At 35.8% G+C, this 24,618-nt stretch carries 25 protein-coding genes; 15 read left to right on the forward strand and 10 right to left on the reverse strand.

Translation table 11 applies throughout. The features are described from left to right. From BW936_RS11780 to BW936_RS11805, 6 genes are all read left to right on the forward strand, one after another. The gene (locus BW936_RS11780; RefSeq protein WP_076548597.1) at nt 1–909 is read left to right on the forward strand and encodes a ParB/RepB/Spo0J family partition protein; all 909 of its coding nucleotides are present in this window, start codon (nt 1–3) and stop codon (nt 907–909) included. Beyond that, complete coding sequence (locus BW936_RS11785) at nt 902–1,561, forward strand: DUF5683 domain-containing protein (RefSeq protein WP_076548598.1); 660 nt, start codon at nt 902–904, stop codon at nt 1,559–1,561. Before BW936_RS11780 ends, BW936_RS11785 begins: the two co-directional genes overlap by 8 nt. A gap of 2 nt (nt 1,562–1,563) precedes the next feature. Then, nucleotides 1,564–2,265, forward strand: coding sequence for a 4-hydroxy-tetrahydrodipicolinate reductase (dapB, locus tag BW936_RS11790; RefSeq protein WP_076548599.1), 702 nt, complete (start codon nt 1,564–1,566; stop codon nt 2,263–2,265). Between the two features lie 94 nt (nt 2,266–2,359). Beyond that, the gene (gene lepB, locus BW936_RS11795) at nt 2,360–4,060 is read left to right on the forward strand and encodes a signal peptidase I (RefSeq protein WP_076548600.1); all 1,701 of its coding nucleotides are present in this window, start codon (nt 2,360–2,362) and stop codon (nt 4,058–4,060) included. Continuing rightward, nucleotides 4,057–4,686 (forward strand): WbqC family protein, encoded by a 630-nt coding sequence (locus BW936_RS11800; protein ID WP_076548601.1) that lies wholly within the window; start codon nt 4,057–4,059, stop codon nt 4,684–4,686. Before lepB ends, BW936_RS11800 begins: the two co-directional genes overlap by 4 nt. Beyond that, nucleotides 4,679–5,002 (forward strand): DUF6122 family protein, encoded by a 324-nt coding sequence (locus tag BW936_RS11805; protein WP_076548602.1) that lies wholly within the window; start codon nt 4,679–4,681, stop codon nt 5,000–5,002. The genes BW936_RS11800 and BW936_RS11805 overlap by 8 nt, the downstream gene beginning before the upstream one ends. A gap of 196 nt (nt 5,003–5,198) precedes the next feature. On the opposite strand, the gene BW936_RS19390 is transcribed toward BW936_RS11805, so the two are convergent. The 7 genes from BW936_RS19390 to BW936_RS11840 all read right to left on the reverse strand — a co-directional run bounded on the left by BW936_RS19390 (nt 5,199) and on the right by BW936_RS11840 (nt 11,161). Further along, entirely contained in the window at nt 5,199–5,816 is a 618-nt protein-coding gene (locus BW936_RS19390; RefSeq protein ID WP_143744136.1) for an endonuclease/exonuclease/phosphatase family protein, read from the reverse strand. A 194-nt stretch (nt 5,817–6,010) separates the two neighbouring features. After that, nucleotides 6,011–6,889 carry a rhomboid family intramembrane serine protease gene (locus BW936_RS11815; protein WP_076548603.1) on the reverse strand — a complete coding sequence of 293 codons (879 nt, stop codon included), beginning with the start codon at nt 6,887–6,889 and terminating at the stop codon, nt 6,011–6,013. Nucleotides 6,890–6,892: 3 nt separating this feature from the next. After that, complete coding sequence (locus BW936_RS11820) at nt 6,893–7,636, reverse strand: rhomboid family intramembrane serine protease (protein WP_076548604.1); 744 nt, start codon at nt 7,634–7,636, stop codon at nt 6,893–6,895. Then, nucleotides 7,637–9,487, reverse strand: a complete 1,851-nt coding sequence (mutL, locus tag BW936_RS11825) for a DNA mismatch repair endonuclease MutL (RefSeq protein ID WP_076548605.1) — start codon at nt 9,485–9,487, stop codon at nt 7,637–7,639. Continuing rightward, nucleotides 9,487–9,849: a riboflavin synthase subunit beta gene (locus BW936_RS11830; RefSeq protein ID WP_317042893.1), complete on the reverse strand. Its 363-nt coding sequence runs from the start codon at nt 9,847–9,849 to the stop codon at nt 9,487–9,489. Before BW936_RS11830 ends, mutL begins: the two co-directional genes overlap by 1 nt. A gap of 62 nt (nt 9,850–9,911) precedes the next feature. Beyond that, nucleotides 9,912–10,394, reverse strand: coding sequence for a 6,7-dimethyl-8-ribityllumazine synthase (gene ribH / locus BW936_RS11835; protein WP_076548606.1), 483 nt, complete (start codon nt 10,392–10,394; stop codon nt 9,912–9,914). After that, nucleotides 10,394–11,161, reverse strand: coding sequence for a tetratricopeptide repeat protein (locus BW936_RS11840; RefSeq protein WP_076548607.1), 768 nt, complete (start codon nt 11,159–11,161; stop codon nt 10,394–10,396). Before BW936_RS11840 ends, ribH begins: the two co-directional genes overlap by 1 nt. Nucleotides 11,162–11,284: 123 nt before the next feature. Between BW936_RS11840 and recF the strand changes: the two genes are divergently transcribed. From recF to BW936_RS11855, 3 genes are read left to right on the forward strand one after another with little or no spacing between them, the layout of a single operon-like run. Continuing rightward, on the forward strand, nt 11,285–12,364 hold the full coding sequence (gene recF / locus BW936_RS11845) for a DNA replication/repair protein RecF (RefSeq protein WP_076548608.1): 1,080 nt from the start codon (nt 11,285–11,287) through the stop codon (nt 12,362–12,364). A gap of 2 nt (nt 12,365–12,366) precedes the next feature. Beyond that, nucleotides 12,367–12,783 carry a lipocalin family protein gene (locus tag BW936_RS11850; RefSeq protein WP_076548609.1) on the forward strand — a complete coding sequence of 139 codons (417 nt, stop codon included), beginning with the start codon at nt 12,367–12,369 and terminating at the stop codon, nt 12,781–12,783. Further along, entirely contained in the window at nt 12,783–13,079 is a 297-nt protein-coding gene (locus BW936_RS11855; RefSeq protein ID WP_076548610.1) for a DciA family protein, read from the forward strand. The genes BW936_RS11850 and BW936_RS11855 overlap by 1 nt, the downstream gene beginning before the upstream one ends. Nucleotides 13,080–13,158: 79 nt before the next feature. Here BW936_RS11855 and BW936_RS11860 read toward each other — a convergent pair whose 3' ends face one another. Then, entirely contained in the window at nt 13,159–13,578 is a 420-nt protein-coding gene (locus tag BW936_RS11860; RefSeq protein WP_036153417.1) for a nucleoside-diphosphate kinase, read from the reverse strand. Nucleotides 13,579–13,623: 45 nt separating this feature from the next. Next, complete coding sequence (locus tag BW936_RS11865) at nt 13,624–14,652, reverse strand: alkaline phosphatase D family protein (RefSeq protein WP_076548611.1); 1,029 nt, start codon at nt 14,650–14,652, stop codon at nt 13,624–13,626. Between the two features lie 75 nt (nt 14,653–14,727). On the opposite strand from BW936_RS11865, the gene BW936_RS11870 reads away from it, so the two are divergent. The 3 genes from BW936_RS11870 to BW936_RS11880 are packed head-to-tail and all read left to right on the forward strand — an operon-like array spanning nt 14,728 to nt 17,442. Next, nucleotides 14,728–15,744: a DHH family phosphoesterase gene (locus BW936_RS11870; protein ID WP_076548612.1), complete on the forward strand. Its 1,017-nt coding sequence runs from the start codon at nt 14,728–14,730 to the stop codon at nt 15,742–15,744. Continuing rightward, nucleotides 15,741–16,292, forward strand: a complete 552-nt coding sequence (gene gldI, locus BW936_RS11875) for a gliding motility-associated peptidyl-prolyl isomerase GldI (RefSeq protein WP_076548613.1) — start codon at nt 15,741–15,743, stop codon at nt 16,290–16,292. Before BW936_RS11870 ends, gldI begins: the two co-directional genes overlap by 4 nt. Nucleotides 16,293–16,302: 10 nt before the next feature. Beyond that, nucleotides 16,303–17,442, forward strand: coding sequence for a peptidylprolyl isomerase (locus tag BW936_RS11880; protein WP_076548683.1), 1,140 nt, complete (start codon nt 16,303–16,305; stop codon nt 17,440–17,442). A 60-nt stretch (nt 17,443–17,502) separates the two neighbouring features. Here the strand turns inward: BW936_RS11880 and BW936_RS11885 are convergent, their stop codons facing one another. Further along, entirely contained in the window at nt 17,503–18,948 is a 1,446-nt protein-coding gene (locus tag BW936_RS11885) for an aminoacyl-histidine dipeptidase (protein WP_076548614.1), read from the reverse strand. A gap of 68 nt (nt 18,949–19,016) precedes the next feature. Here BW936_RS11885 and BW936_RS11890 point away from each other — a divergent pair, with 68 nt between their 5' ends. The 3 genes from BW936_RS11890 to BW936_RS11900 all read left to right on the forward strand — a co-directional run bounded on the left by BW936_RS11890 (nt 19,017) and on the right by BW936_RS11900 (nt 24,544). Further along, complete coding sequence (locus tag BW936_RS11890) at nt 19,017–20,084, forward strand: DUF3810 domain-containing protein (RefSeq protein WP_076548615.1); 1,068 nt, start codon at nt 19,017–19,019, stop codon at nt 20,082–20,084. Between the two features lie 173 nt (nt 20,085–20,257). Beyond that, the gene (locus BW936_RS11895) at nt 20,258–23,212 is read left to right on the forward strand and encodes an amidohydrolase family protein (protein ID WP_076548616.1); all 2,955 of its coding nucleotides are present in this window, start codon (nt 20,258–20,260) and stop codon (nt 23,210–23,212) included. A 39-nt stretch (nt 23,213–23,251) separates the two neighbouring features. Then, nucleotides 23,252–24,544, forward strand: coding sequence for an amidohydrolase family protein (locus tag BW936_RS11900; RefSeq protein WP_076548617.1), 1,293 nt, complete (start codon nt 23,252–23,254; stop codon nt 24,542–24,544). Nucleotides 24,545–24,618: the final 74 nt, after the last annotated feature.

A 24,618-nucleotide genomic window follows, 5' to 3' on the forward strand; every position in this document is an offset into this window, starting at 1 on the left:
ATGGCAAAAGCGACAAAGAAACAAGCTTTAGGTAGAGGGCTTTCGGCTCTTTTAAAAGACCCGGAAAATGATATAAACACCGCATCAGATAAGAATGCGGACAAAGTTGTTGGTAATATTATTGAGCTAGATCTAGAACATATTGAAGTAAATCCATTTCAGCCACGTTCTAATTTCAATGATGAATCTATTAAAGAATTAGCCACATCAGTTAGAGAACTTGGTGTAATTCAACCTATTACAGTTAGAAAACTAGGCTTTAACGAGTACCAACTTGTATCTGGAGAACGAAGATATCGTGCCTCTAAGCTTTTAGGCTTGGACACCATACCTGCTTATATACGTATTGCAAACGATCAAGAGTCTTTAGAGATGGCTTTGGTTGAAAATATACAACGTCAAGACTTAGACCCAATAGAAATAGCCTTGTCCTACCAACGTCTTATAGATGAAATTAACCTTACACAAGAAAGACTGAGTGAGCGCGTAGGTAAAAAAAGATCTACAATTGCCAATTACTTACGGCTTTTAAAATTAGATCCGATTATACAGACGGGTATGCGCGACGGCTTTTTAAGTATGGGTCACGGTAGAGCATTGGTCAACATCGACAAGAAGCAAGACCAAATATCCCTTTACGAAAAAATTATATTTGATAACCTTTCTGTTAGAGATACCGAGAGTGCCGTAAAAGCGTATCATGCTGACGAGGTACCAACAGACGATATAGTAAAAACAGCAAAGAAAGAAGCTTCTGTTTTTGTTCGTAAGGGTATAAAGGAACTTACAGATGCTTTATCGGTAAAGGTAGATATTAAGTCTACTGATAATGCTAGAGGAAAAATAACCATACCATTTAAGTCTCAAGAGGAATTTGACCGTATCAAAAAATTGATCACAGGTGCGTAGCTATCTTTCAGTATTAAGTACTTTATTATTATTTATTAATTTTTCCTTTTCCCAAGAGGAGCAAGATTCTATTCCTAAAACGGATATAGATAGTCTACAAGTTGATTTGACCGATAAGGGAGTAGTCATCAAAGATTCTGTTTCATTCAAAAAAACAAAAAAGGAATTTAACCCTTTAGCACCAAGTAAAGCCGCTTTTTACTCGGCAGTTTTACCTGGTTTGGGGCAAATTTATAACAAGAGATATTGGAAAGTCCCTATTGTTTGGGGTGCTATTGGTGGCAGTATCTACATGTATACATGGAACAATAACCAATACCAAAGTTTTAGAACAGCTTTTAAAAGAAGACAAGCGGGTTTCATAGATGACGAATATTATGACATAAATGGTGATAACCCTGCCGGTGCAGATCCTGACTTAGATACAGATGATCTTGAGTTCCAACAAGAACGCTTTCAAAATGATCGCGACCTATGGTTAGTTGCCACTATTGGGTTATATGCTTTAAATATTGTAGACGCCAATGTTGACGCACATTTAAAACAGTTTAACATAGATGATGACCTAAGTATAGACTTTGAACCATACCTTGATTTTAACAAAGTAACGAATAGGCCTAATTACGGAATGGCATTAATTATAAAATTTTAACAATGAGAATCGCACTTTTCGGATACGGAAAAATGGGGCAGATGATAGCGCAAATTGCAGTAAGTCGTGGTCATGAAATTGTGGCCAAAATAGACGAGAATTCTGAAAATATTGATTTTAGCACTATGGATGTTGCTATTGATTTCAGTATGCCAGAAGCAGCTTTCGGCAATATTACCAAATGCTTAAACAATAACGTTCCGGTAATATCCGGTACAACCGGGTGGTTAGACAAATATGAAGATGCCATTTCTTTATGTGAAGAAAAAAAAGGTGCTTTTATATATGCTTCCAATTTTAGTTTAGGAGTAAACATTTTTTTTGAGCTAAATAATTACTTGGCAAAAATGATGCAAAACCTCCCTGAATATAAGGTTGAACTAGAAGAAATACACCACACCCAAAAATTAGATGCACCAAGTGGTACAGCCATTACTTTGGCAGAAGGTGTTATTGCTAACTCTAATTACGCTCAGTGGAAATTAGATAGCGAATCTCAAGAAACCTTGAAGATTACATCTAAACGAATTGGCAAAGTCCCTGGCACCCATACGGTCGCTTATAACAGTATTGTTGATAGCATAGAAATAAAGCATACGGCTCACAATAGAGAAGGTTTTGCATTAGGAGCGGTTACCGCAGCAGAATGGATTATAGGTAAAACAGGTGTTTTCTCTATGCGAGATGTGTTAAACCTAGGTTAAAAATGTAACAAACAGCAGTCTTTAAGACTCATGGATTATTAGCTATTAACCAAACATCTAATAATAGATTCTATTTCAATAAAAAACAACGACGATGAACGGCACTCAATGGATTATTTTTATTCTCATTGTACAAGTAATACATTTCTTAGGTACTTGGAAATTATATGTTAAAGCAGGAAGAAAAGCTTGGGAAGCAGCAATACCTGTTTACAACGCCATAGTTCTAATGCAAATTATCAACAGACCAAAATGGTGGGTGATTTTATTATTCATCCCTATAATCAATTTATTGATGTTCCCTGTTATATGGGTAGAAACCATAAGAAGTTTTGGTAGAAATAACAGGCTAGAAACTTGGATAGTTGTACTAACCCTTGGATTGTACATTTACTATGTTAATTATACTTTAGAGGTCACCTACATTGAAGATAGGTCACTTCAACCAAAAACGGCTACAGGAGAATGGGTGAGTTCCATTCTATTTGCAATAGTTGCGGCAACCCTTGTACATACTTACTTTATTCAACCTTACGTGATACCCACGGGATCCCTGGAAAGAACATTGCGAGTAGGAGATTTTCTTTTTGTAAGCAAGTTTCATTATGGAGCCAGAACACCGATGACAACGGTTGCTGCACCAATGGTCCATGATACTTTACCTGTATTGGGAGTTCCTTCTTATTTAAAGAAACCACAACTACCTTATTTTAGATTACCAGGGTTCACAAAAGTAGAAAGAAACGATATTGTTGTGTTTAGTTGGCCGGCAGACACCGTTCGTGTTTTCTTTAAAAAAGAGAAGGGTGTAGATAAACCTATAGATAAAAAATCTAACTATGTAAAACGTTGCGTGGGCGTGCCAGGCGATTCTTTAGAGGTACGTAATGGTTATGTCTTTATAAATGGAAAGCAATTAGAACTACCAAAAAGTGCCAAACCACAGTTTGATTATGATATCTATAGCGCCAAAGGTGTTTCTACTAAAACACTAAACAGCCTAGGCATTACCGATTTTACAAGAAAATACATATCTAGCCCGTTGAACCAAGAGCAAGTAAACGGATTAAGAGCATACATTATGGGTTTCAATCAATCCGAAAATGGACAGCTAGAACTTTATACAAAAGCATCTGGCATACCCACCAATGTCATAGCTAAATATAGGTTATCATTAAAAGAAATTACAGATCGCCAACGTACCGTTCCTTTAACTGCCCATATGGTTGCATCTCTAAGAAGCAATCCTAATATAGATTCTGTTGTACAAAAGGTAGCGGAAAAAGGAAGAAGAGGCATCAACTTATTCCCCCAAAGTCCTGATTATCCATGGAATTATAGCCAGTTGGGACCTATTTACATTCCTCAAAAAGGCGCAACAGTAGACTTAAATTTAAAAGTACTTCCGTTATATAAGAAGATTATAAAAGAATACGAAAAGAATGAAATTTCTGTATCTGGCAACCAAATTAGCATCAATGGCACACCAGCAACAAGCTACACCTTTAAGCAAGATTATTACTGGATGATGGGTGATAATAGAGACCATTCTGAAGATAGTAGAGCCTGGGGTTATGTGCCTGAAAACCATATTGTAGGTACACCTATTTTCATATGGATGAGTTTTGATAATTTTACCGAAGGTATTAGTAATTGGAGACCAAGATGGGATCGTATTTTCACCACAGTCAATGGTGATGGGGAGCCACAATCTTATTTTAAATATTTCTTAATTTTATTAGTAGCTTATTTCGTTGGAAATTGGTTCTGGAAACGTAAAAAGGAAAAAAAGTGAAATTAATTCATCCCTCATATTTCCCTAACATAGTAACGTTTAGCTATATCATGCACCACCCAATTTGTTGGGAGGTAAACGATAATTACCAGAAACAGACTTTTAGAAATAGAACCTATATTTCTAATGACCGAGGTAAGCATATATTAAGTATACCTATCATTCATGTAGGCAGATCAAATGGTAGACAAAAATACAAAGATGTTCAAATAGACAATTCATACCCATGGCAGAGACAACATTGGCGTACTTTAGAAACAGCCTACAGAACGTCACCCTTCTTTGAGTTTTATGAAGATGATATTAGACCTTTATACGATCAACCTTACGAAAGTCTACTTGACTACAATCTAAAGACCATACAGACCATATTTGAATGCCTACAACTAGAAATGCCAACGAATAAAACAAATGCATTTGAGACCTCACCAGAGGGCAAGGAAGATTTTAGATTTTTAATAAATGCTAAATTTAAACCTCAATTGAACATAGAACCCTATACACAAGTATTTGGCGACAGACATGGTTTTACTCCTAACCTGAGCATCTTAGACCTTTTATTTAACCTAGGTCCTAATTGCATAACATATCTTAAACACCAGTTTATAACTACGCTTAATGACTAGGTTCATAGCTCATTATGGCATTCATTTTATTGTACCTATTGTAATTGCCATATACTTTTATAAAGAGAATAAGTTATGGTCCGCAATTATACTATTATCTGCAATTATAATTGATATTGATCATTTTCTGGCCACACCATTGTTTGATCCTTTCCGTTGCAGTATTAATTTTCACCCGTTGCATACCTATTGGGCAATAGGCTTTTACACCCTACTGTTTATTTATAAGAAAACAAGAATTTTTGGATTAGCACTACTATTACACATGTTAGCAGATCTAGTAGATTGTCTATTTATTCACGAGGGATATTTATAGTTGCCATTATAGGTTCATGATCAGATAAATTAACTTTGTAGTTATCATGCCGCAGTACTTTAAAATAAGGATCTACTAAAATCATATCTATTCTAAATGGAAACTTCCAAAACTTTAAAGTGGTACCAAAACCATGCCCAGCCTCTAAAAAGCTATCTTTTAAATCACCTTTAATTGTAAAATAAGAATTAGAAAACTACGTATTATTAAAATCGCCACAGACCATATTTCGATAAGGACTATTATTCATGTGCTGCCTAACAATTGCAGCTTGTTCTTGTTGCTTTCCAAAAGAATATTTTAATCTTGAAAACAACTTGTCTGAACGCTCTCTATTAATATTTTCTGGACGAATTTTTAAAGATTCTAAATGAAGGTTATAAATGCGTATGGTATCCTTATTAATCTTTACATCTACAAAAATGGCACTATTTGAAGATTTAGAAAATTCTAATAATCCTTTATCAATAATTTTAAACTTAGAGTAAATTGCCTGAATTACCCTACCATTGTCTGGTCCCAGTTCATAATCAATATATTTAAATGGATACTCTTTAAAATAATTAGATCTTGTTTTCTTTGCGTCAAATTCTTGAAAACAGATAATATCTGGTTGCTCCTTTAACACAAACCTCACAAGGGTATCGCCAGCTGTACTAACCCATTCATCATTCTTACCCCTAAAACCTAAACTATTAAAACTCATTATAGAAAAAGTATCTTCATGATCCGTAATTGAAGAGACCGAGTTAAAACTAATAAAGGTACCCAAGGTATTATAACCATACACCAATACAGTGAGTGATAGCAGCATATAAATCTTTTTTCCTATCAACCAATACAAAAAAAAGAACATATTACATAAAACCAAGGCAGGCACAGTTAAACTCACAAATGCCAAACTAGCTGAAGATGTGTAAGGAACTATACAAGCGAGCAAAAGTGTAATCGTGAAAATCATATTTAAAAACAACATGATTCTTTTGAGAAAAGACACTTTCCTCATCCCTAATTGTCTTTTCCTGCTTTAAACAAAAAATCCTTTTCTGCCTTTGAAAGACTTTCATAACCAGACTTGCTTATTTTATCTAAAATAGCATCTATTTTTTTCTGATGTGTTTTCTTCTCATAATCAGATACCGGTGATGATTTATAAGATGATGTTTTATTTTTGTACACCGTCTTCAACGGCGTTTTCTTTCCCCCTCCCTTAAAAAGGTTTACAACACTATCCATAAACTTAGAGAATCCAGACCCTATGTCATTTCCTTTTGTCAATTGACTTGCATATAGGTAACCTAAAAATGCTCCGCCCAAATGCGCTAGATGACCTCCTGAATTACTGATTGGCAATTGAATTAAATCACTTACCACCAACACAGCACCAACCATCCAAAGTTTTACATTAAAAAATATTATCCTAACCTCTTGATTAGGCAGATACGTACAAATAAATATTAAAACGGCACTAGCACCCGCTGAAGCACCAATTAAAGATGCATTGACATCAAAGAATGCAGGAAAAATATTATATCCAAAAATAAAGAAGAGCCCGCCTAAAATAACTCCCAGTATATAGACGGTCAAGAATCGTTTTGCGTCAAAAAGATTCAAAAAGATGCGACCAACGAAATATATCATCAGCATATTCCAAAACAAATGACCTATACCACCATGAAATAAAGAATAGGTAACAATAGACCAAGGTTGAAAAACAATATCCACTATATCATTTGGTAACTCAAACCATTGCCCAATGATATTTTTTTGTAGACCTAATAGAAATGGCACTAGGGCGTTCACAATAAAAACAACCACATTGACTACAATGAGTTTCTCGGCAATATTTAACCTACTAAATTGATATTTTAAATCTGGTTGAGCCATATTTTAGTTCCACCTATTATTATTAAACTGATTTTTTTTCCAGTACCACATCATTAAGAATCCGAATAGGGCACCGCCAACATGTGCAAAGTGCGCAATACCTTGACCAAACAAACTATAGCCCGTAACACCTGAAAATAAATCCAATGCAATTAGAACAGGAATAAAATACTTGGCTTTGATAGGAACAGGAAGAAATATTAAAAACAATTCGCTGTTAGGAAAAGACATTCCAAACGCCACCAATATTCCGTAAATAGCACCAGACGCACCAACTACTGGAGTATTAAACGCGCCTAAAAAATTATCTATCGTAGCTCTTCCAGCAATGGAATACCACTCTGTATTGTACTGTCCGTTATTTATAATCTCCAGAATACTACTTTCAGAAATACCGGCATCCATTAAAGCACTCATACCCGTATTGTAGTAATAATAGTTTACACCAATATGAATTAGAGCAGCCCCTAAACCTGCAGAAATATAGAAGAATAGAAATTTATTTCTACCCCACATTTGTTCTAAAGGCGAACCAAAAGCCCACAGAGCATACATATTAAAAAGAATATGCATAAACCCGCCATGCATAAACATATGGGTAATAATCTGCCAAAGTTCAAAATGCTCATTTTTTGGGAAGTACAATGAAAACCACTCGTACATTTGTTCGCCATACATTTGTGTAGCAACAAAAAACAGAACATTGATAATCAATAAGTGCTTAATTGTTTCTGTTATCCTTCCCATTTATATAAATTTTCGTTCAATATCATTCTCTGTAACCGTAATGTATACTTTTTTGTTAAACGGACTCAAGGTTGTTTCCTTACATGCAAACAAATCGTTCACCAACTTTACTTGAGAAAACTCATCTAAGGTTTCTCCAGTTTTTACCGAAAGTGTTTTTGCCAAGGTCTTTGCCAACATATCACTTTGAGAAAAACTATCACCAGGTACTTCTTGTTGAAAATCTGAAATCAACTGTTCCATGATCATTTGTACTTCACTTTCTACAACCAGTACGGGCACACCAGAAATCTCTACTCCTTCTTCCGTAATGTCTCCGAATACAAACCCAACCGTACATAAATTCTCCTTAATCTCTTTTAGAATATGTATTTCACTTGAAGAAAAAGCAAGGGTCAACGGAAAGAGCAGCTGTTGACTTATAGCCTCTTTAATAGTGATATTCTTTAAAAAATTCTCGTACAATACGCGCTGGTGCGCTCTACTTTGGTTAATGACCACCATACCAGATTTTATGGTCGTTATAATATATTTTTTACGCATTTGAAAAGTGGTCGTAGAATGTTCCACAACCTCTTTTTCATCATCAAAAATGCTACTATTTACAACTTCCGACTCAAATTCTAAATGACTAACACCATTATCTACCGTTGTTTCTAGACCTTCATACAAATTCTCCCAACCATCTACTTTAGGCTTTGAATAACTACCACCACCAGAGTTACCTTTAGATGGCTTAACCGTTTCAAACGGGTTAAAAGATGAATCTACCACAACTTGCGGTACATCTACCTGTTTGTTTTTATAGGAATACGGGGTGTCTAAATTTTGGTCTTGTTCAAAATCCAATGCAGGCACTACATTAAATTGACCTAAACTATGCTTTACCGTTGATTTAAGCATAGCATACAATGTATGCTCATCATCAAATTTCACTTCTGTTTTGGTAGGATGTATATTAATATCTATAGTACCTGGATCAACCTCTAGGTTTAAAAAATAACCAGGATGGGTTCCAGGACGAATTAACCCTTCAAAAGCTCCCAGTATGGCATGGTGTAAATACGGACTCTTAATAAACCTATTATTAGCAAAGAAAAACTGTTCACCTCTGCTCTTTTTAGCAAATTCAGGTTTTTGAATGTAACCGGATATTTTCACCACCTGAGTTTCTTCCTCTACAGGCACCAGCTTCTCATCTGTCTTTCTTCCAAAAATATGTACAATACGTTTTCTAAAATCATTGACCGGTAACTGAAAAACATCACTGCCATTATTATAAAAATTAAAAGCTACCTGTGGGTGTGCTAATGAAATTCGATGAAACTCATCAGCAATATGCCGGTACTCTACCTGATCAGATTTTAAAAAGTTACGTCTTGCAGGAATGTTAAAGAAAAGATTTTTGACCAACATTGAAGTTCCCTTTGGGGCAACAACAACCTCTTGAGTCACTATTTTACTCCCTTCAATTTTAATTTTTGTACCAATTTCGTCATCTTCGGTCCTGGTTAGCATTTCTACATGTGCAATAGCGGCAATTGAAGCCAGTGCCTCTCCTCTAAAACCTTTTGTATTTAAATTGAAAAGATCTTCTGCCTTTTGAATTTTAGAAGTAGCATGGCGTTCAAAGCTTAAACGCGCATCTGTACCGCTCATGCCCTTGCCATTATCAACCACTTGAATAAGTGTTTTACCACCATCTTTTATAATAAGTTGAATATCTGTAGCACCTGCATCAATGGCATTCTCCATTAACTCTTTTACCACTGAAGATGGGCGTTGCACCACTTCACCTGCAGCAATTTGGTTTGCTACATGGTCAGGTAATAATCTAATAATATCTGCCATTATGAAGTAAAGAAAATTGTGAGGTCAAAATCAATAATATAAAGAAAAATAAAAACCAGTACCGCAATTATAACCGCCATTCTAATCTTTAAATTGCGGTCTCCCTTTCTTTTAGAATCTTCAATTGCACTATTAATCTTTCTCTTTAATCCACGAGATGTATTTAATGTGCTACGAAACTGATCAAATTTAGGTTCCATTTTAAATGGGTTTCCTTTCCCCTTGCCATCATAATACCTAGGATTGTATTCAAATGACCTATTTTTTCGTAACCGCGTTATTTTACTTAACATCCCCATAACCTCAAAGTTACTTAAAATAGAAAAATAGGGCATGTTAGCAATGCCAAAATTTGTTAACATCTTACGACACTAACCTATTACCCTTAAACTTATATAGAAATTGAAGCCCTAATTAAAGGTCATTAGCTGCCTAAAACCGCCATTTTAATGGCTGCAATAGCCGCTTCTGTACCTTTATTACCATGTTTACCACCACTACGATCTATGGCTTGTTGCATGTTATTATCAGTAAGAACACAAAATATAACAGGTACGTTGGTTGTCACATTCAAATCTTTTATTCCTTGAGCCGTAGCGTCACATACAAAATCGAAATGCTTGGTTTCCCCTTGTATTACACTTCCAATAGCAATAACAGCATCGACCTTTAGACTCTTGATCATTTTCTTAGCTCCAAAAGTTAGCTCAAAACTACCAGGCACATCCCAACGGATGATATCAGATTCTTGAGCACCACAATCTAATAAAGCTTCAATTGCGCCAGAATACAACCCCTCTGTTATTTCTGAATTCCATTCTGAAACAACAATCCCAAACCGAAGTCCGTTCGCGTTTGGGATTGTTGCCTTATCGTAAACTGATAAATTTTTATTTACTGTCGCCATTATTCGCCACTTTTAGCCATACCTATAAACGCATCTATAGACCTGGCATTTTCTGATTTTGGAAACTCGTCTTTAATTCTTTGGAAAAAATCTAAAGCCTTATCCTTATCTCCCATTTCCAAGGCAGTAATCCCTGCCTTATATAAAAATTTAGGAGCCGTATACGTATTACTACTATGCTTTACAGCCGCCTCATAATACCCTAAAGCATCAGAAGCTTGGTCTAATTGCATAAAAGCATCACCCAAACCACCTTTTGCCAAAGCACCCAAAACAGCATCTTCAGAGCTAAAATCCTCTAAATACGTAATAGCTTCTTGATACTTGTTCATATTCAGGTAAGACATACCTGCACCGTAGTTGGCAAGGTTAGCCGCTTTAGTACCACTATATTCTTCAATGATATCCAAAAAACCATACTTACCCTCAGCACCTTCAATTGCCAAAGTAAACAATGAATCTTTTGCAGTTGTTGCAACCAATGCTTGGTCAAAATATTGTTGCGGGTAGTACATCTCATTTGCTGCACTAGCCTCTTTTGGTTTCTCTACAAATTGGTCGTAAGCCAAATAGCCTAAAACACTGATAGCAATAACACCAATAACGCCCAAAATGATATTCTGATTCTTAGAAACCCACTCTTCCGATCTAGAAGCGCCTTCATCTAATGAACTAAAAACCTCAGCTGTTGTGCTTTCCTGTTCGTCAAATTCTTGCTGTTCAGCCTTTGTTTCAGGTTTATATCCTCTTTTCTTGTATGTTGCCATCTGTAAATTTATTGGTCGCGCAAAAATAATGGTTTTATTGAAATCCCAAAGTGTATTTATTCGTTATTTTTGGATATTTTAAGCTAGTTTACATTCTTCCAAATCTAAAACCCGATTTTATTAATGCTGCTGAGACAATTATCATTGATCAATTACAAAAATTTTGAGTCCAAAGAGCTAGTGTTCGACGCTAAAATAAATTGTTTTGTTGGTGATAACGGAATAGGGAAAACAAACATTCTTGACTCCATCTACCATTTATCGTTCGGTAAAAGTTATTTCAACCCTGTTTCTTCTCAAAACATTCGTCATGGATCAGATTTTTTCGTGATCGATGGTACTTTTGAAAAAGAAGGTAGAGAAGAGAAAATTGTTTGCAGCTTAAAGAAAAACAATAAGAAAATCATTAAAAGAAATGGTAAAGCCTATGACCGGTTTGCCGACCACATTGGTCTTTTGCCTTTGGTCATTATTTCTCCGGCAGATAGAGACCTCATTATAGAAGGGAGTGATACACGTAGAAAATTTATTGATGGTGTTATCTCTCAATCAGACAAAAGCTATTTACAAAACCTTATGAATTACAATAAGGTGGTTTCACAAAGAAATGCCTTACTGAAATATTTTGCAGCCAATAGAACGTTCAATACAGATACTTTGGCGGTGTATAATGAGCAGATGGAAACGTATGGTACTGAAATCTTTAATAAAAGAACCTCTTTCTTAGAAGCGTTTATTCCTATTTTTCAAGAACAGTACAAATCTATCACCGGCAATACGGAAGACGTATCCCTTTCTTACAATAGTAAATTGAAAGATTACGATCTGCTCACCCTTTTAAACAAAAACCTAGATAAGGATAGAGCGTTGCAGTATACCAGCGTAGGTGTTCATAAAGACGACCTCAATTTTGAAATCAGCAATTATCCTATTAAAAAATTTGGTAGCCAAGGTCAACAGAAGTCTTTTTTAATCGCTTTAAAATTTGCTCAGTTTCATTTTATGAAATCGCAAAGCGGCACTACCCCAATATTAATTTTAGATGATATTTTTGATAAGTTGGATGAGCATAGGGTTTCTCATATCATCACATTAGTGAATGATGAAAATTTCGGACAAATATTCATTAGCGACACCCATGCCGATCGCACCGAAAGTGTTGTTAAAAAAATTCATCAATCGTATAAAATATTTAAATTGTAATAATGAAAAAATTACTTATTATTTGCTCTTTAGTTCTTATTTCTTGCAACTCTAAAATAGATAAGAATCAATTACACCTTTTAAACGGTTATTGGGAAATTAAGGAAGTAACCTTTAAGGATGGAGCTAAAAAAGAGTACTCAATTAACAGTACTATTGACTATATACAATTAGATTCGTTAAAAGGTTTCAGAAAAAAAGTAGATCCTAAATTTAATGGTACTTTTGAAACCTCTAATGATGCAGAACCTTTCGTAATCAGAATCTCCAACGACTCTGTTTATATGAGTTACAGCAATAACGCTAACATCTGGGAAGAAGTATTAACACAACTATCTAAAGAGAGTTTCTCGGTAAAGAACAACCAAGGTACGACTTATCACTACAACAAATTTGAACCTATAAACATAACCCCATAATGGCAAGTAGAGGCAACGATAATACTTCAATGAAAGATGCACTTTCTGCATTTATACAAAAGAATAAACTAGAAAAAGGAATAGATAAGGTTGATGCCAGAGAGGCATGGGCCAAACTTATGGGCAACGGGGTAAATAATTATACTACAGAGATTGAATTAAAGTTTGGCACCCTTTACGTTGCTTTAAGTTCCTCTGTTTTACGAGAAGAATTAAGCTTGGGGAAATCTAAAATTATACGCATGCTCAATGAAGAAATAGGAAAAGAGGTCGTAAAAAAATTAGTACTGAGATAGTTGTTGGCTGTTGGAAAATACTAGATATAAAAAATGCCAGCTCTTTCAAGCTGGCATTTTTTATATCTTATAATTGGTCTTAGTAAATTTCTCTACCTGAAAAATGGAATGAGCCTTCAATAGCTGCATTCTCATCACTATCAGAACCATGTACTGCATTTTCACCAATACTAGTAGCAAACATTTTACGAATAGTACCTTCAGCTGCATCTGCAGGGTTAGTAGCACCGATCAACGCTCTAAAATCCTCAACTGCATTTTCTTTTTCTAAGATAGCCGCTACAATTGTACCGCTTGTCATGAATTCAACTAATTCTCCAAAGAAAGGACGCTCTCTATGTACACCATAAAATTCTTGCGCATCTCTTAAGCTCAATTGTGTATATTTCATTGCTACGATTTTGAAACCAGCAGCGGTAATTTTTTCTAATATAGCCCCAATATGACCGTTTTTAACGGCATCTGGTTTGATCATTGTAAACGTTCTATTCGTACTCATATCTTAATTTTTGCGCAAAAATACGTTTTTCCACATATCTCACAACTATTCGTAGACTTGTTCTAATTTCCCCAACACTATTCCGTTACCCCCAACTATCTTAAAATCAACCTTTTTAGCTTCAAAATTAAACTCTAAAATTCCAAAACTTTCGGTAAATACCACCTCGCCTACCCTATATTTATTAGGCTCTCCAGCAAAACCCTTATAGGCATGCGTAAGACCGCTACTGGTAAAATCTATTACCGGATAACCCATACCGTCTATTTTGGTTTTTGAAAATTCAGAAATATGTCTGTCCCCAGATAAAACAATAACACCCGCTGCTTTTGAATCTGAAATAACGCTTGCTAGTTTATCTACTTCATGAGGAAAATTACCCCAAGCCTCAAAACCGTGTTCATGAGACAAATACTGTACACTGCTTACAATAATATTAAAATCAGATTTAGATGAATTCAGTTCTTTTTTCAACCAGTTCCATTGTACTTCCCCCAACATGGTTCCTTCTCCATATTCATTTGGTTTCAACCTTTTTTTGGTTTCTGTATCTGGAGTCAATTTTGTTCTAAAATACCGAGTATCAAGTATAATAATATTAATAGAGTGACCATCTACATCATATTTCCTTGAATTATAAACCCCTTGTTGCTTTCGTAGCGGGCTTTCATCTGGCACATTCATGAAATTCAAAAACTCTTGCTGACTGGCATCTTTAGCTTCAAATTCTACTCCGCCGTCATTTAGACCATAGTCATGATCATCCCAAGTACCTAGAATATCTGTAGTTGCCGTTAGCTTTTTATATTCAGGTTGCTCTTTTTGCACATTATACATTGACCTCAAAGCCACCATATCATCCGTATCTGCATAAATATTATCACCGCCCCACACCCAAACATCTGGCTTGGCATTTAAAACATCATCCCATAAGAGATTAGGTAAATCAACTCTATTGCAAGAACCAAAAGCCAATACAAAATTGACATTTGTTGTTTTATCTCCTATTAGTTTCTTATTTAATGAACAACCCATTAGGAAAAGTGCGCAAACAATAAAATATATAATTTTCATTTCAGATCATTAAGTCTGGGTAAAATTAAGGTATTCGGTTTAACCCCTATATTATTAAATTGTATCTTTGCCGCCATGAATTTAGAGCACCTGAATAAGCTAAAAAAATTACTTTCTTCGCCAAAGAAAATAGCAATTATACCACATAAAAATCCAGATGGGGACGCCATTGGATCCACCTTGGCTCTGTGGCATTACCTGGTCAATACCGGTCATACGGCAAGCATTGTTGCCCCCAATGATTATCCCAAATTTTTAAAATGGATGCCAGGCTCAGATAAGATTTTGAATTTTGAAAAAGAAAATTCACAATCTAAAGCTTGCATCAACAATGCTGACATTATATTTACCTTAGACTTCAACCATCTAGGTCGCGTTGGTCAAATGAGTGCTGTTTTAGAATCTGCAACCGCTACTTTTGTAATGGTAGACCACCACCAAGAGCCATCAGATTATGCTAAAATCATGTACTCAGATGTAAAAATGAGCTCTACTTGTGAAATGGTTTACGTACTTATTAATCAATTAGGTGACGAGAATAGCATAACTCCTGAAATAGCAAACTGCATTTACACAGGTATTATGACAGATACCGGTTCATTTAAATTTGCAGCTACGACTAGCAATACGCATAGGGTAATTGCAGATCTCATGGATAAAGGTGCAGAAGGCACAGAAATACATCATCGCATTTATGACACCAATTCTCCAAGCCGTCTACACTTGTTAGGCTGCGCACTAAAGAATATGGTAATTCTTGAAGAATATTCAACAGCTTACATTACCTTAAGTCAAGACGAATTAGACGCTTATAACTACCAGAAAGGAGATACTGAAGGCTTTGTAAATTACGGTTTAACTTTAGATGGCATTAAGTTCGCAGTCATATTTATAGAAAACAGGGAAGAAGGCATTTACAAAATCTCATTTAGATCCGTAGGTGAGTTTTCTGTAAATGATTTTGCAAGAAAACACTTTAGCGGTGGTGGACATACAAATGCGGCAGGCGGTAAAAGTGATGACAATATCGAAGATACCATAACTAAATTTATTTCGTTACTACCTTTGTATAAGAATCAATTACAACCATGAGATTAGTTTCATTTTTATTTTTATACCTATTGATAGTAGGTTGTGACGGACCTGAACCAAGAAAACCAATTCAGACAAAAAGTGGAAGTTTCTTTAAAGCGTCTATTGAAAGAAGCAAGAAACTATTGGAAGCAGAAGAAAGCAAGATTAAAGATATTATAGAACTTGATTCTTTAAAACATTATTCTCACAGCAATTCTGGATCATGGTATCATTATTTAACCGTTAACGAAGAAAGTGATTACACCCCCAAAACAGATGACTTAATAGCATTTACCTATGACCTATTAACTTTAGACAACGACACTATTTATTCTCAAGATGAAATTGGCATTGTTACTTATAAGGTTGACAAACAAGAATTGTTCTTAGGACTTAGGGATGCCGTTAAAATGCTAAAAGAAAATGAGCGAGCTACATTTCTTTTCCCATCTTCTATAGCATTTGGCTACCATGGCGACGAAAACAAAATAGGCAGCAATGTTCCCCTTAAATCTACAATTACCATATTAAAGATAGAAAAACAACAAGACAACACAGTAAATTAAAATGACCATTATGATTAAAAAAATGTACCTGATTGCAATTGTAAGCTTAGTCTTAGCTAGCTGTAAAACCAGTAAAAGAGCTGATTTAGGAGACGGTTTATTTGCGGATATAAAAACTTCTAAAGGCGATATTATTGTTCGTTTAGAGCAAGATAAGACCCCCGTTACGGTTGCAAACTTTATCTCTTTGGCAGAAGGAACAAATACTTTTGTAAGTGAAGAATACAAAGGTAAAAAATACTATGACGGCTTAACTTTTCATAGAATTATGAAAGACTTCATGATTCAAGGTGGAGATCCTTTAGGGCAAGGAACCGGAAACCCAGGTTATAAATTTATGGATGAATTCAATGATTCTTTGGTGCATGACAAAAAAGGTATCCTTTCAATGGCCAACTCAGGACCAACAACTAATGGTAGTCAGTTTTTCATTACACATAAAGAAACACCTTGGCTAGATAACAAACATACTGTTTTTGGTGAAGTAGTAGAAGGGATGAGTGTTGTTGATTCTATTGCAAATGTTGCTGTAGGCGCAGGTAACAAACCTGTAGAACCAGTAATTATGAATACCGTTGAAATTATTAGAAACGGTAAAGAGGCACGTAAATTTGACGCTGTTCAAATCATGACAGATTATTTTGATGGTGAAGAAGAAAGACTTGCGGCCATTGAAAAAGAGAAAGCTGAAAAATTAGCTAAAGTTCAAAAAATAAAGGCAGAATTTGCTTCTTCTGTTGAAGCTCAAAAAGCAAATGCAAAAACATTGGCTTCCGGTCTTAAAGTAGTAACCTTAGAAAGTGGTTCTGGAGAAAAACCAAAAGTAGGTCAGAAAGTTAATGTAATGTACGCCGGTTATTTAATGGACGGTACATTATTTGATAGCAACTATGAAGAGATTGCTCAAAAATACGGTATGTTCGATATTAAAAGACAACAAGGTGGTGGCTATATGCCGGTTCCAATGGATTATTCTCCGGAATCTCGCTTAATTGCAGGATTCAGAGAAGGACTTTTAACCATGAAAGTTGGTGATAAAGTTCGTTTGTTCATTCCGTCTCATTTAGGTTATGGAGCACAAGGTGGCGGTCCAATTCCACCAGATGCAGATTTAATATTTGATTTAGAAATTACGGGTCTAACCCAATAATTATAAGAAATAAAAAAAGCCCTTTAGTGAAAACTAAAGGGCTTTTTTATACCTAAAATTCTAATTTGTATGCTTTAAAATCTCTAAGAGTAAACTCCAAAATTTCTGCACAGATGAAATACTTACACGCTCGTCTGGCGAGTGGGCTCCAAGAATGGTGGGTCCAAAACTCACCATATCCACCTCAGGGTAGTTCTGGCCCAGAATACCACACTCTAAACCTGCATGACAAGCAACAACCCTAGGCTCTTCTTTGAACAAATTAAGATATGTGTTTTTAGCCACAGTCAATATTTCAGAATGCGGATTAGGGTTCCAGCCTGGGTAAGCACCACTAAATTCAACTTTAAAACCACTAATCTCAAAAGCGGAGCGCAGAGAGTTGGCCAAATCTAACTTAGCGGTATCAACCGATGAGCGCGTTAAACACCCAATAGATATTTCTCCTTTTCCAACCTTTACAATTGCAATATTATTAGAAGTCTCCACCAATCCATCAATTGCACTACTCATGGCATACACGCCATTATGTGCAGCATATACTGCTTTAACCAGTTTTTCTTGAGCACCAAGACCCATTACCTTTTTCGCAGGCTTCATAACTTTTAACGCTACCTGCAAATCTGGTTCTTGAACGCGTAATTCTGTCTTTATTGCTTCAGAAAGTTCCTGAATCTTTTTAAGGAATTTATCGGTATGCTTTCTACCTATATTTAATTTACAAACACTTTCTCTAGGTATTGCATTTCTAAGACTACCGCCGTTCAATGAGCTGATACGAACATTATACTCCAGACCTAGAAAAAGTAATCTGTTCATAATTTTATTGGCATTGCCCAAACCTTTATGAATATCCATACCGCTATGACCGCCTTTTAGACCTTTAACCGTAATCTCTAAACCGGCATCACCGTGTGCACCTTCTTTTTCATTGTAGGTTCTAGTTGCCGTAACATCTATACCACCTGCACAACCAATATCAATTTCGTCATCTTCCTCCGTATCTAGATTTAGAAGAATTTCGCCTTTCAATACACCCGCTTTCAATTCAAAAGCACCAGTCATACCAGTTTCTTCATCAATAGTAAACAAAGCTTCAAGAGCAGGATGCTGTATATCGTCACTTTCTAAAAGCGCCATAATTGCAGCAACTCCCATACCATTATCAGCCCCTAATGTGGTTCCGTTCGCTTTTACCCAATCACCATCAACATACATTTCTATACCTTGAGTTTCAAAATCAAAAACGGTATCTGCATTTTTTTGATGTACCATATCTAAATGACTTTGCAGCGTAATCATTTTCTTATCTTCCATGCCTTTGGTGGCAGGTTTTCTAATGATAACATTCCCTATTTCATCAGAGAAGGTTTCTAAACCAAGACCATTACCAAACTCCAACATAAAACTGATTACCCTTTCCTCCTTTTTAGAGGGTCTAGGTACCGCATTTAATCTAGAAAAATTCTTCCAAACGGAAGTAGGTTTTAATTTCTTAATATCCATACATTTTTTTTCGTGGTTAGCGCCTACAAAAATACTGATAGAAAAAGGATTTCGCTATTTTTGAGATAATGAAGATATCTTTTAAAAATGCCATTGTTATTTCTTTGATCCCTCAGGTCATTATTGTAAAATGGCTGGCTACCCGTAGCTATTTAGTGGAACAGTACTACAGTAATGGTATATACCCTGTAATTTCAAAATTCTTTAGGCTTCTTTTTGGTTGGGTTCCATTTTCCGTGGGCGATATTATTTATTTCGTTTTAATACTACTTACCCTGCTCTATCTCATTAAAAATAGAACTTATATATGGCAACATAAACTTCTGTTCTTACAAAATGTAGCCGTGGTACTCTCTGTCGCTTATTTCACATTCCATGTCATGTGGGGTATGAATTATTATAGAGAACCTTTAGCTAAAAAGTTAGAGTTGGTTCCTAATAAAGATTATCAAGATTTACTGGATTTCACAGAACGCTTAATTCAGAAAACGAACGAAAGCCAAGTAACGATAACAAATGACTCAAGTTTAGCAGTCAAAATTCCGTATTCCCAAAAGGAGATTTTCAAAAAAACAATTCAAGGTTACGACCATTTAAAAACAATACATCCTTTTTTAGCTTACGATAGACCAAGCATTAAAAAATCATTATTCAGTACAGGCCTAACATATATGGGTTACGCCGGATATTTAAATCCATTTACGAACGAGGCACAGGTAAACGGTCTACTCCCCAACTTTAGATTTCCTTTTGTTGCCGGTCATGAAGTAGGACATCAGATTGGCTACTCTGCAGAAAACGAAACAAATTTTATAGGTTATCTAGTTACCTCTAACAATAAGGACCTCTATTTTAAATATGCAGCATATGCTTACGGCCTAGGCTATTGTTTAAATGACATAAGAAGAACCAATACCGAAGATTTTGATAAGTTAATGTTGCAATTGAATTCTGGTGTAAAAAGCAACTTTCAAGAAATGGCTATTTTTTGGAATTCTTACGAGAACCCTATGGAACCTGTATTCAAATCAATATTCGATACATTTTTAAAGGCCAACAACCAAAAAGAAGGTATTAGAAGTTATAGTGCCGTAGTACTGTTCTTAGTTGCCTACCATAAAGACCATCCTCTTTAAAACAGGTTAGGATTTCACAATCATTCATTAAAATAATCGCCCTTTTTATAAAATTTTAAGAAAATAATAGCTTTTCTCAATTACCACTTACCCAAGTGTTAAACAAAAGTGAAATAGACCGTGTTTACTGTGTAATCCCAGTATTTTTAAAATACTAATTCAAACCTAACGTAATGAGAAAACTATTTTTTGTACTATGCCTACTTGGGTATGGTTCACTTTTAACTGCACAAGATTATTTTCCCGAAAATGCAGGGGTAAAAGTCAATAACAATAACTACACGGCTTTTACAAATGCAAAAATCTTCATCACTCCAACTGAAGTCATCAAAAAAGGAACGTTATTAATCCAGCACGGCAAAGTTGTCAGCGCTTCTAGCACTGTTAGCATTCCAAAAAATGCCGTTGTTATCGATTTAGAAGGAAAATCTATTTATCCATCCTTTATTGACATATACTCCAAATTTGGTGTAGAACAAGCAAAAAAGAAGCCCAGTGGCGGACGTTCTGCTCAATATGAACCTTCTAGGGAAGGCTATTATTGGAACGACCATATTATGCCAGAAAACAAGGCAATTGAAAAATTTAATTATGATGATAAAGAAGCAAAAGTGTTGCGCGAAGCTGGTTTTGGTGTCGTAAATTCTCATATACATGACGGTATCGCCAGAGGCACCGGTGTTCTTATTGCCTTAAATGGTAGTGGCACCAATGCAAATAGGATTTTAGACGACCGCTCTGCTCAATATTTTTCTTTAACTAAAAGTATTGAAAAAAGTCAGTCCTATCCAGGATCATTAATGGGAGCGTTAGCCTTATTAAGACAAATGTATAGTGATGCAGATTGGTATGCCAAAGGCAATGCAACCACAACCGATCTATCTTTACAGGCATTGAATGAAAATAAGAACTTAGTTCAAATTTTTGAAGCCAAAGATAAATCCCATGATTTACGAGCCGATAAGATAGGAGATGCCAACGGCATACAATACACTATTTTAGGTGGAGGTAATGAATTTGAACGTATAGAGGAAATTAAAGAAACCAATGCCAAGTTCATAGTACCTCTTAATTTCCCAGATGCGTATGATGTTTCTAATCCGTATGCTGTGGGGTACGTTTCTTTACAAGATATGCGATATTGGAACCAGGCTCCTTCTAACCCAAAGGTATTGGCAGACAACGGAATTCAGTTCTCCCTAACTACCCATGACCTAAAATCTCCTGCAAAGTTCAAGGAGAAGTTGATGAAAGCCATTGAATACGGACTTTCCACTACCAAAGCGCTAGAAGCTTTGACTACGGTACCTGCGCAAATACTAGGTAAATCAAATGAAATAGGTTCTTTAAAAACTGGTGCTCTAGCCAACTTCTTGATCACCTCTGGCGATGTCTTTGATAAATCTATTACGCTTTACGAAAACTGGGTTCAAGGCACAAAAAGTGTTGTTAATGCAATGGATATAAAAGACATTCGTGGGGATTACAACTTAACCGTGCAAGGAAAATCGTATGCTTTTTCTATAACCGGAGAAATTTCAAAACCTAAGATTGAGGTAAAACAGGACACTACCAAATTAAACTCAAAGATTGCTTACAATGACAATTGGGTAACGTTATCATTTGCTACCGATAAAGGCAAAAAAACATATAGAATGATTGGTGCAGTTACTAAAGCATCAGATAACCTCACCGGTCGTTTGGTTTTACCAGACGGTACAGAATCACAATTTACAGCTACTAAATCTAAATCTTTCACCAAAAAAGAAGCTGAGAAAAAGAAAAAAGAAGATGTTATAAAAGTCATGCCGGTAACCTTCCCAAATGTAGGATACGGATTTGCATCTAAACCAAAAGCACAAAATACCTTATTTAAAAATGCAACGGTTTGGACCAGTGAAGATGCCGGAATTTTGGAAAATACGGATGTATTGGTTAAAAACGGAAAAATCGTTAAAATAGGAAAAGACCTCAGTGCTGGCGGCGCAACCGTTATTGATGCAACGGGGAAACACTTAACTGCAGGTATTATTGACGAGCACAGTCATATTGCCGCTTTAGCCGTAAACGAAGCAGGTCAGAACAGTTCTGCAGAGGTAAAAATGGAAGATGTAGTGGATCCAGAACATATGGGTATTTATCATTCTCTTGCAGGTGGTGTTACATCACTTCAATTACTGCATGGTTCTGCAAACCCAATTGGGGGTAGATCGGCAATTTTAAAATTAAAATGGGGTGAAGAAGCAGACGGATTAATTTACGACAACTCTCCCAAGTTCATCAAATTCGCCCTTGGCGAAAATGTAAAGCAAAGTAACTGGGGCAGTTTTTCTCGTTTTCCACAAACACGTATGGGTGTAGAACAATTGTACATGAACTACTTTCAAAGAGCTAAGGAATATGATACCAAAAAGAAAAACGGGGAACCTTATCGTTATGATGAGGAAATGGAAGTACTGGCCGAGATAATTAACGGAGAACGTTTTATCTCCTGTCACTCCTATGTACAGAGTGAAATTAACATGATGATGAAGGTTGCTGAACATTTTGGTTTCAGAATAAACACATTTACCCATATATTAGAAGGATATAAAGTAGCCGATAAAATGGCTGAACACGGCGTTGGTGCCGGTACCTTTAGCGACTGGTGGGCGTATAAATTTGAAGTAAACGACGCTATACCTTACAATGCCGCAATAATGCAAAAGCAAGGTGTTGTTACCGCTATTAATAGTGATGACCGTGAAATGATCAGAAGATTAAATCAAGAAGCTGCAAAAACAATTAAATATGGTGGTATGACCGAATTAGAAGCTTGGAAAATGGTAACCATAAATCCTGCCAAACTTTTACATTTAGATGACCGTGTAGGTAGTATAAAAGAAGGTAAAGATGCTGATCTTGTTTTATGGTCCGGTAGCCCGCTATCTGTATATACCAAAGCAGAAAAAACGATGATCGAAGGTGTTACTTATTTTGATTTAGAAACGGATAAGAAAAACCGTGAGAAAATTAAAAAAGAAAGAAATGAATTGGTAACCATGATGCTTGATGAAAAAAGTAGTGGTAAAAAAACACAAGGTCCAAAGCAAAGTGTAAAAAGAGATTTTACTTGCGAAAGCCTTTAAATCAACACGCTACATTTCAAAAAACATAAAACAATACAAATGAAAAAAGTTATAACTATAATCATAGCCTTAGGTCTGGTCATACCAGCGATGGCACAACAAACGCCCGGTTCTAAACAAACAGAAGCTATAACCATAGAAGGCGCCACGGCACATTTGGGTAACGGAGAAGTTATTGAAAGTTCACTGATCATGTTTGAAGATGGGAAGATTACTTTTGTAGGGGATTCTAAAATGAAAATTGCACGAAAGGGCAAAGTAATCAATGCTACCGGAAAACACGTGTACCCAGGTTTCATTGCACCTTCCAAAACACTAGGTTTAGTAGAAATCGATGCCGTGAGAGCATCAAAAGATGATGACGAAATAGGCGATTTTATTCCTCATGTTAGAAGTTTAATCGCATACAACTCTGAATCCAAAGTTGTAGAAAGCATGCGCCCTAACGGAGTACTTATTGGACAGATAGCACCTTCAGGAGGTAGAATTTCAGGTACGTCAAGCATTGTACAATTTGATGCCTGGAACTGGGAAGATGCTGCCATAAAAGTAGATGATGGTGTTCACTTAAACTGGCCTGCTACTTTTAAGCAAGGTCGTTGGTGGGCCGGTGAAGATCCAGGATACCAGCCAAACAAAGATTATGCTGAACAAATAGATGCAGTTACCAACTTCTTCAAAAATGCCGCTGCTTACGGTAAATCTACTACAAAAGAAGTAAACCCAGCCTATGCGGCAATGCAAGGGGTTTTTGATGGCAGTCAAAAATTATATGTGCATGCTAATGATGAAAAACAGATTATTGATGCTATCAATACTTTAAAATCTAACGGCGCTAAAGAAGTTGTTTTAATTGGCGGTTATCATGCCTACAAAATTCCTGATTTTTTAAAGCGCAACAATATTCCTGTTTTAGTACAATACACTCATAACCTTCCGGTATTTGATGACGATGATTATGACTTACCTTACAAACTACCTAAGTTGTTAGTAGATGCAGGTTTATTAGTGGGAATTCAAAACTCGAATGCAGCAAATTTTCAAACTAGAAATTTACCTTTCTATGCAGGACAAGCCGCACAACAAGGCTTAGATAAAGAAGTAGCCGTTCAATTATTAACAGGTAATACCGCTACAATTTTAGGCATAGACGACCTTTACGGAACTTTAGAAAATGGAAAGAGTGCTACACTTTTTATATCTGAAGGTGATGCTTTAGAAATGGCGGGCAATCAATTAACACATGTTTTCATTGATGGTAGAACTGTTTCTTTAGAAACACACCAAACTGAACTTTGGAAACGCTATATGGGCAAATACGAAGGAAAATAATACATTTAAATTATTCATAAAAAAGAGGCTGTCTAGAATTTTAGACAGCCTCTTTCTTGTTACAAATAAGGTAT

It is taken from the genome of Maribacter ulvicola, from assembly GCF_900155985.1.
Taxonomy (GTDB): Bacteria; Bacteroidota; Bacteroidia; order Flavobacteriales; family Flavobacteriaceae; genus Maribacter; species Maribacter ulvicola.

Bases quoted from the DNA above. Each gene is read 5' to 3' on its own strand.
- BW936_RS11815 (WP_076548603.1), bottom strand. From the start codon at position 6,889: ATGGCTCAACCAGATTTAAAATATCAATTTAGTAGGTTAAATATTGCC.
- recF (WP_076548608.1), top strand. From the start codon at position 11,285: ATGCTGCTGAGACAATTATCATTGATCAATTACAAAAATTTTGAGTCC.
- BW936_RS11870 (WP_076548612.1), top strand. From the start codon at position 14,728: ATGAATTTAGAGCACCTGAATAAGCTAAAAAAATTACTTTCTTCGCCA.
- BW936_RS11885 (WP_076548614.1), bottom strand. From the start codon at position 18,948: ATGGATATTAAGAAATTAAAACCTACTTCCGTTTGGAAGAATTTTTCT.
- mutL (WP_076548605.1), bottom strand. From the start codon at position 9,487: ATGGCAGATATTATTAGATTATTACCTGACCATGTAGCAAACCAAATT.
- dapB (WP_076548599.1), top strand. From the start codon at position 1,564: ATGAGAATCGCACTTTTCGGATACGGAAAAATGGGGCAGATGATAGCG.
- BW936_RS11890 (WP_076548615.1), top strand. From the start codon at position 19,017: ATGAAGATATCTTTTAAAAATGCCATTGTTATTTCTTTGATCCCTCAG.
- BW936_RS11820 (WP_076548604.1), bottom strand. From the start codon at position 7,636: ATGGGAAGGATAACAGAAACAATTAAGCACTTATTGATTATCAATGTT.
- BW936_RS11780 (WP_076548597.1), top strand. From the start codon at position 1: ATGGCAAAAGCGACAAAGAAACAAGCTTTAGGTAGAGGGCTTTCGGCT.
- BW936_RS11860 (WP_036153417.1), bottom strand. From the start codon at position 13,578: ATGAGTACGAATAGAACGTTTACAATGATCAAACCAGATGCCGTTAAA.
- BW936_RS11855 (WP_076548610.1), top strand. From the start codon at position 12,783: ATGGCAAGTAGAGGCAACGATAATACTTCAATGAAAGATGCACTTTCT.
- BW936_RS11865 (WP_076548611.1), bottom strand. From the start codon at position 14,652: ATGAAAATTATATATTTTATTGTTTGCGCACTTTTCCTAATGGGTTGT.
- BW936_RS11900 (WP_076548617.1), top strand. From the start codon at position 23,252: ATGAAAAAAGTTATAACTATAATCATAGCCTTAGGTCTGGTCATACCA.
- BW936_RS19390 (WP_143744136.1), bottom strand. From the start codon at position 5,816: ATGCTGCTATCACTCACTGTATTGGTGTATGGTTATAATACCTTGGGT.
- BW936_RS11880 (WP_076548683.1), top strand. From the start codon at position 16,303: ATGATTAAAAAAATGTACCTGATTGCAATTGTAAGCTTAGTCTTAGCT.
- BW936_RS11805 (WP_076548602.1), top strand. From the start codon at position 4,679: ATGACTAGGTTCATAGCTCATTATGGCATTCATTTTATTGTACCTATT.
- ribH (WP_076548606.1), bottom strand. From the start codon at position 10,394: ATGGCGACAGTAAATAAAAATTTATCAGTTTACGATAAGGCAACAATC.
- BW936_RS11840 (WP_076548607.1), bottom strand. From the start codon at position 11,161: ATGGCAACATACAAGAAAAGAGGATATAAACCTGAAACAAAGGCTGAA.
- lepB (WP_076548600.1), top strand. From the start codon at position 2,360: ATGAACGGCACTCAATGGATTATTTTTATTCTCATTGTACAAGTAATA.
- gldI (WP_076548613.1), top strand. From the start codon at position 15,741: ATGAGATTAGTTTCATTTTTATTTTTATACCTATTGATAGTAGGTTGT.
- BW936_RS11830 (WP_317042893.1), bottom strand. From the start codon at position 9,849: ATGTTAACAAATTTTGGCATTGCTAACATGCCCTATTTTTCTATTTTA.
- BW936_RS11895 (WP_076548616.1), top strand. From the start codon at position 20,258: ATGAGAAAACTATTTTTTGTACTATGCCTACTTGGGTATGGTTCACTT.
- BW936_RS11850 (WP_076548609.1), top strand. From the start codon at position 12,367: ATGAAAAAATTACTTATTATTTGCTCTTTAGTTCTTATTTCTTGCAAC.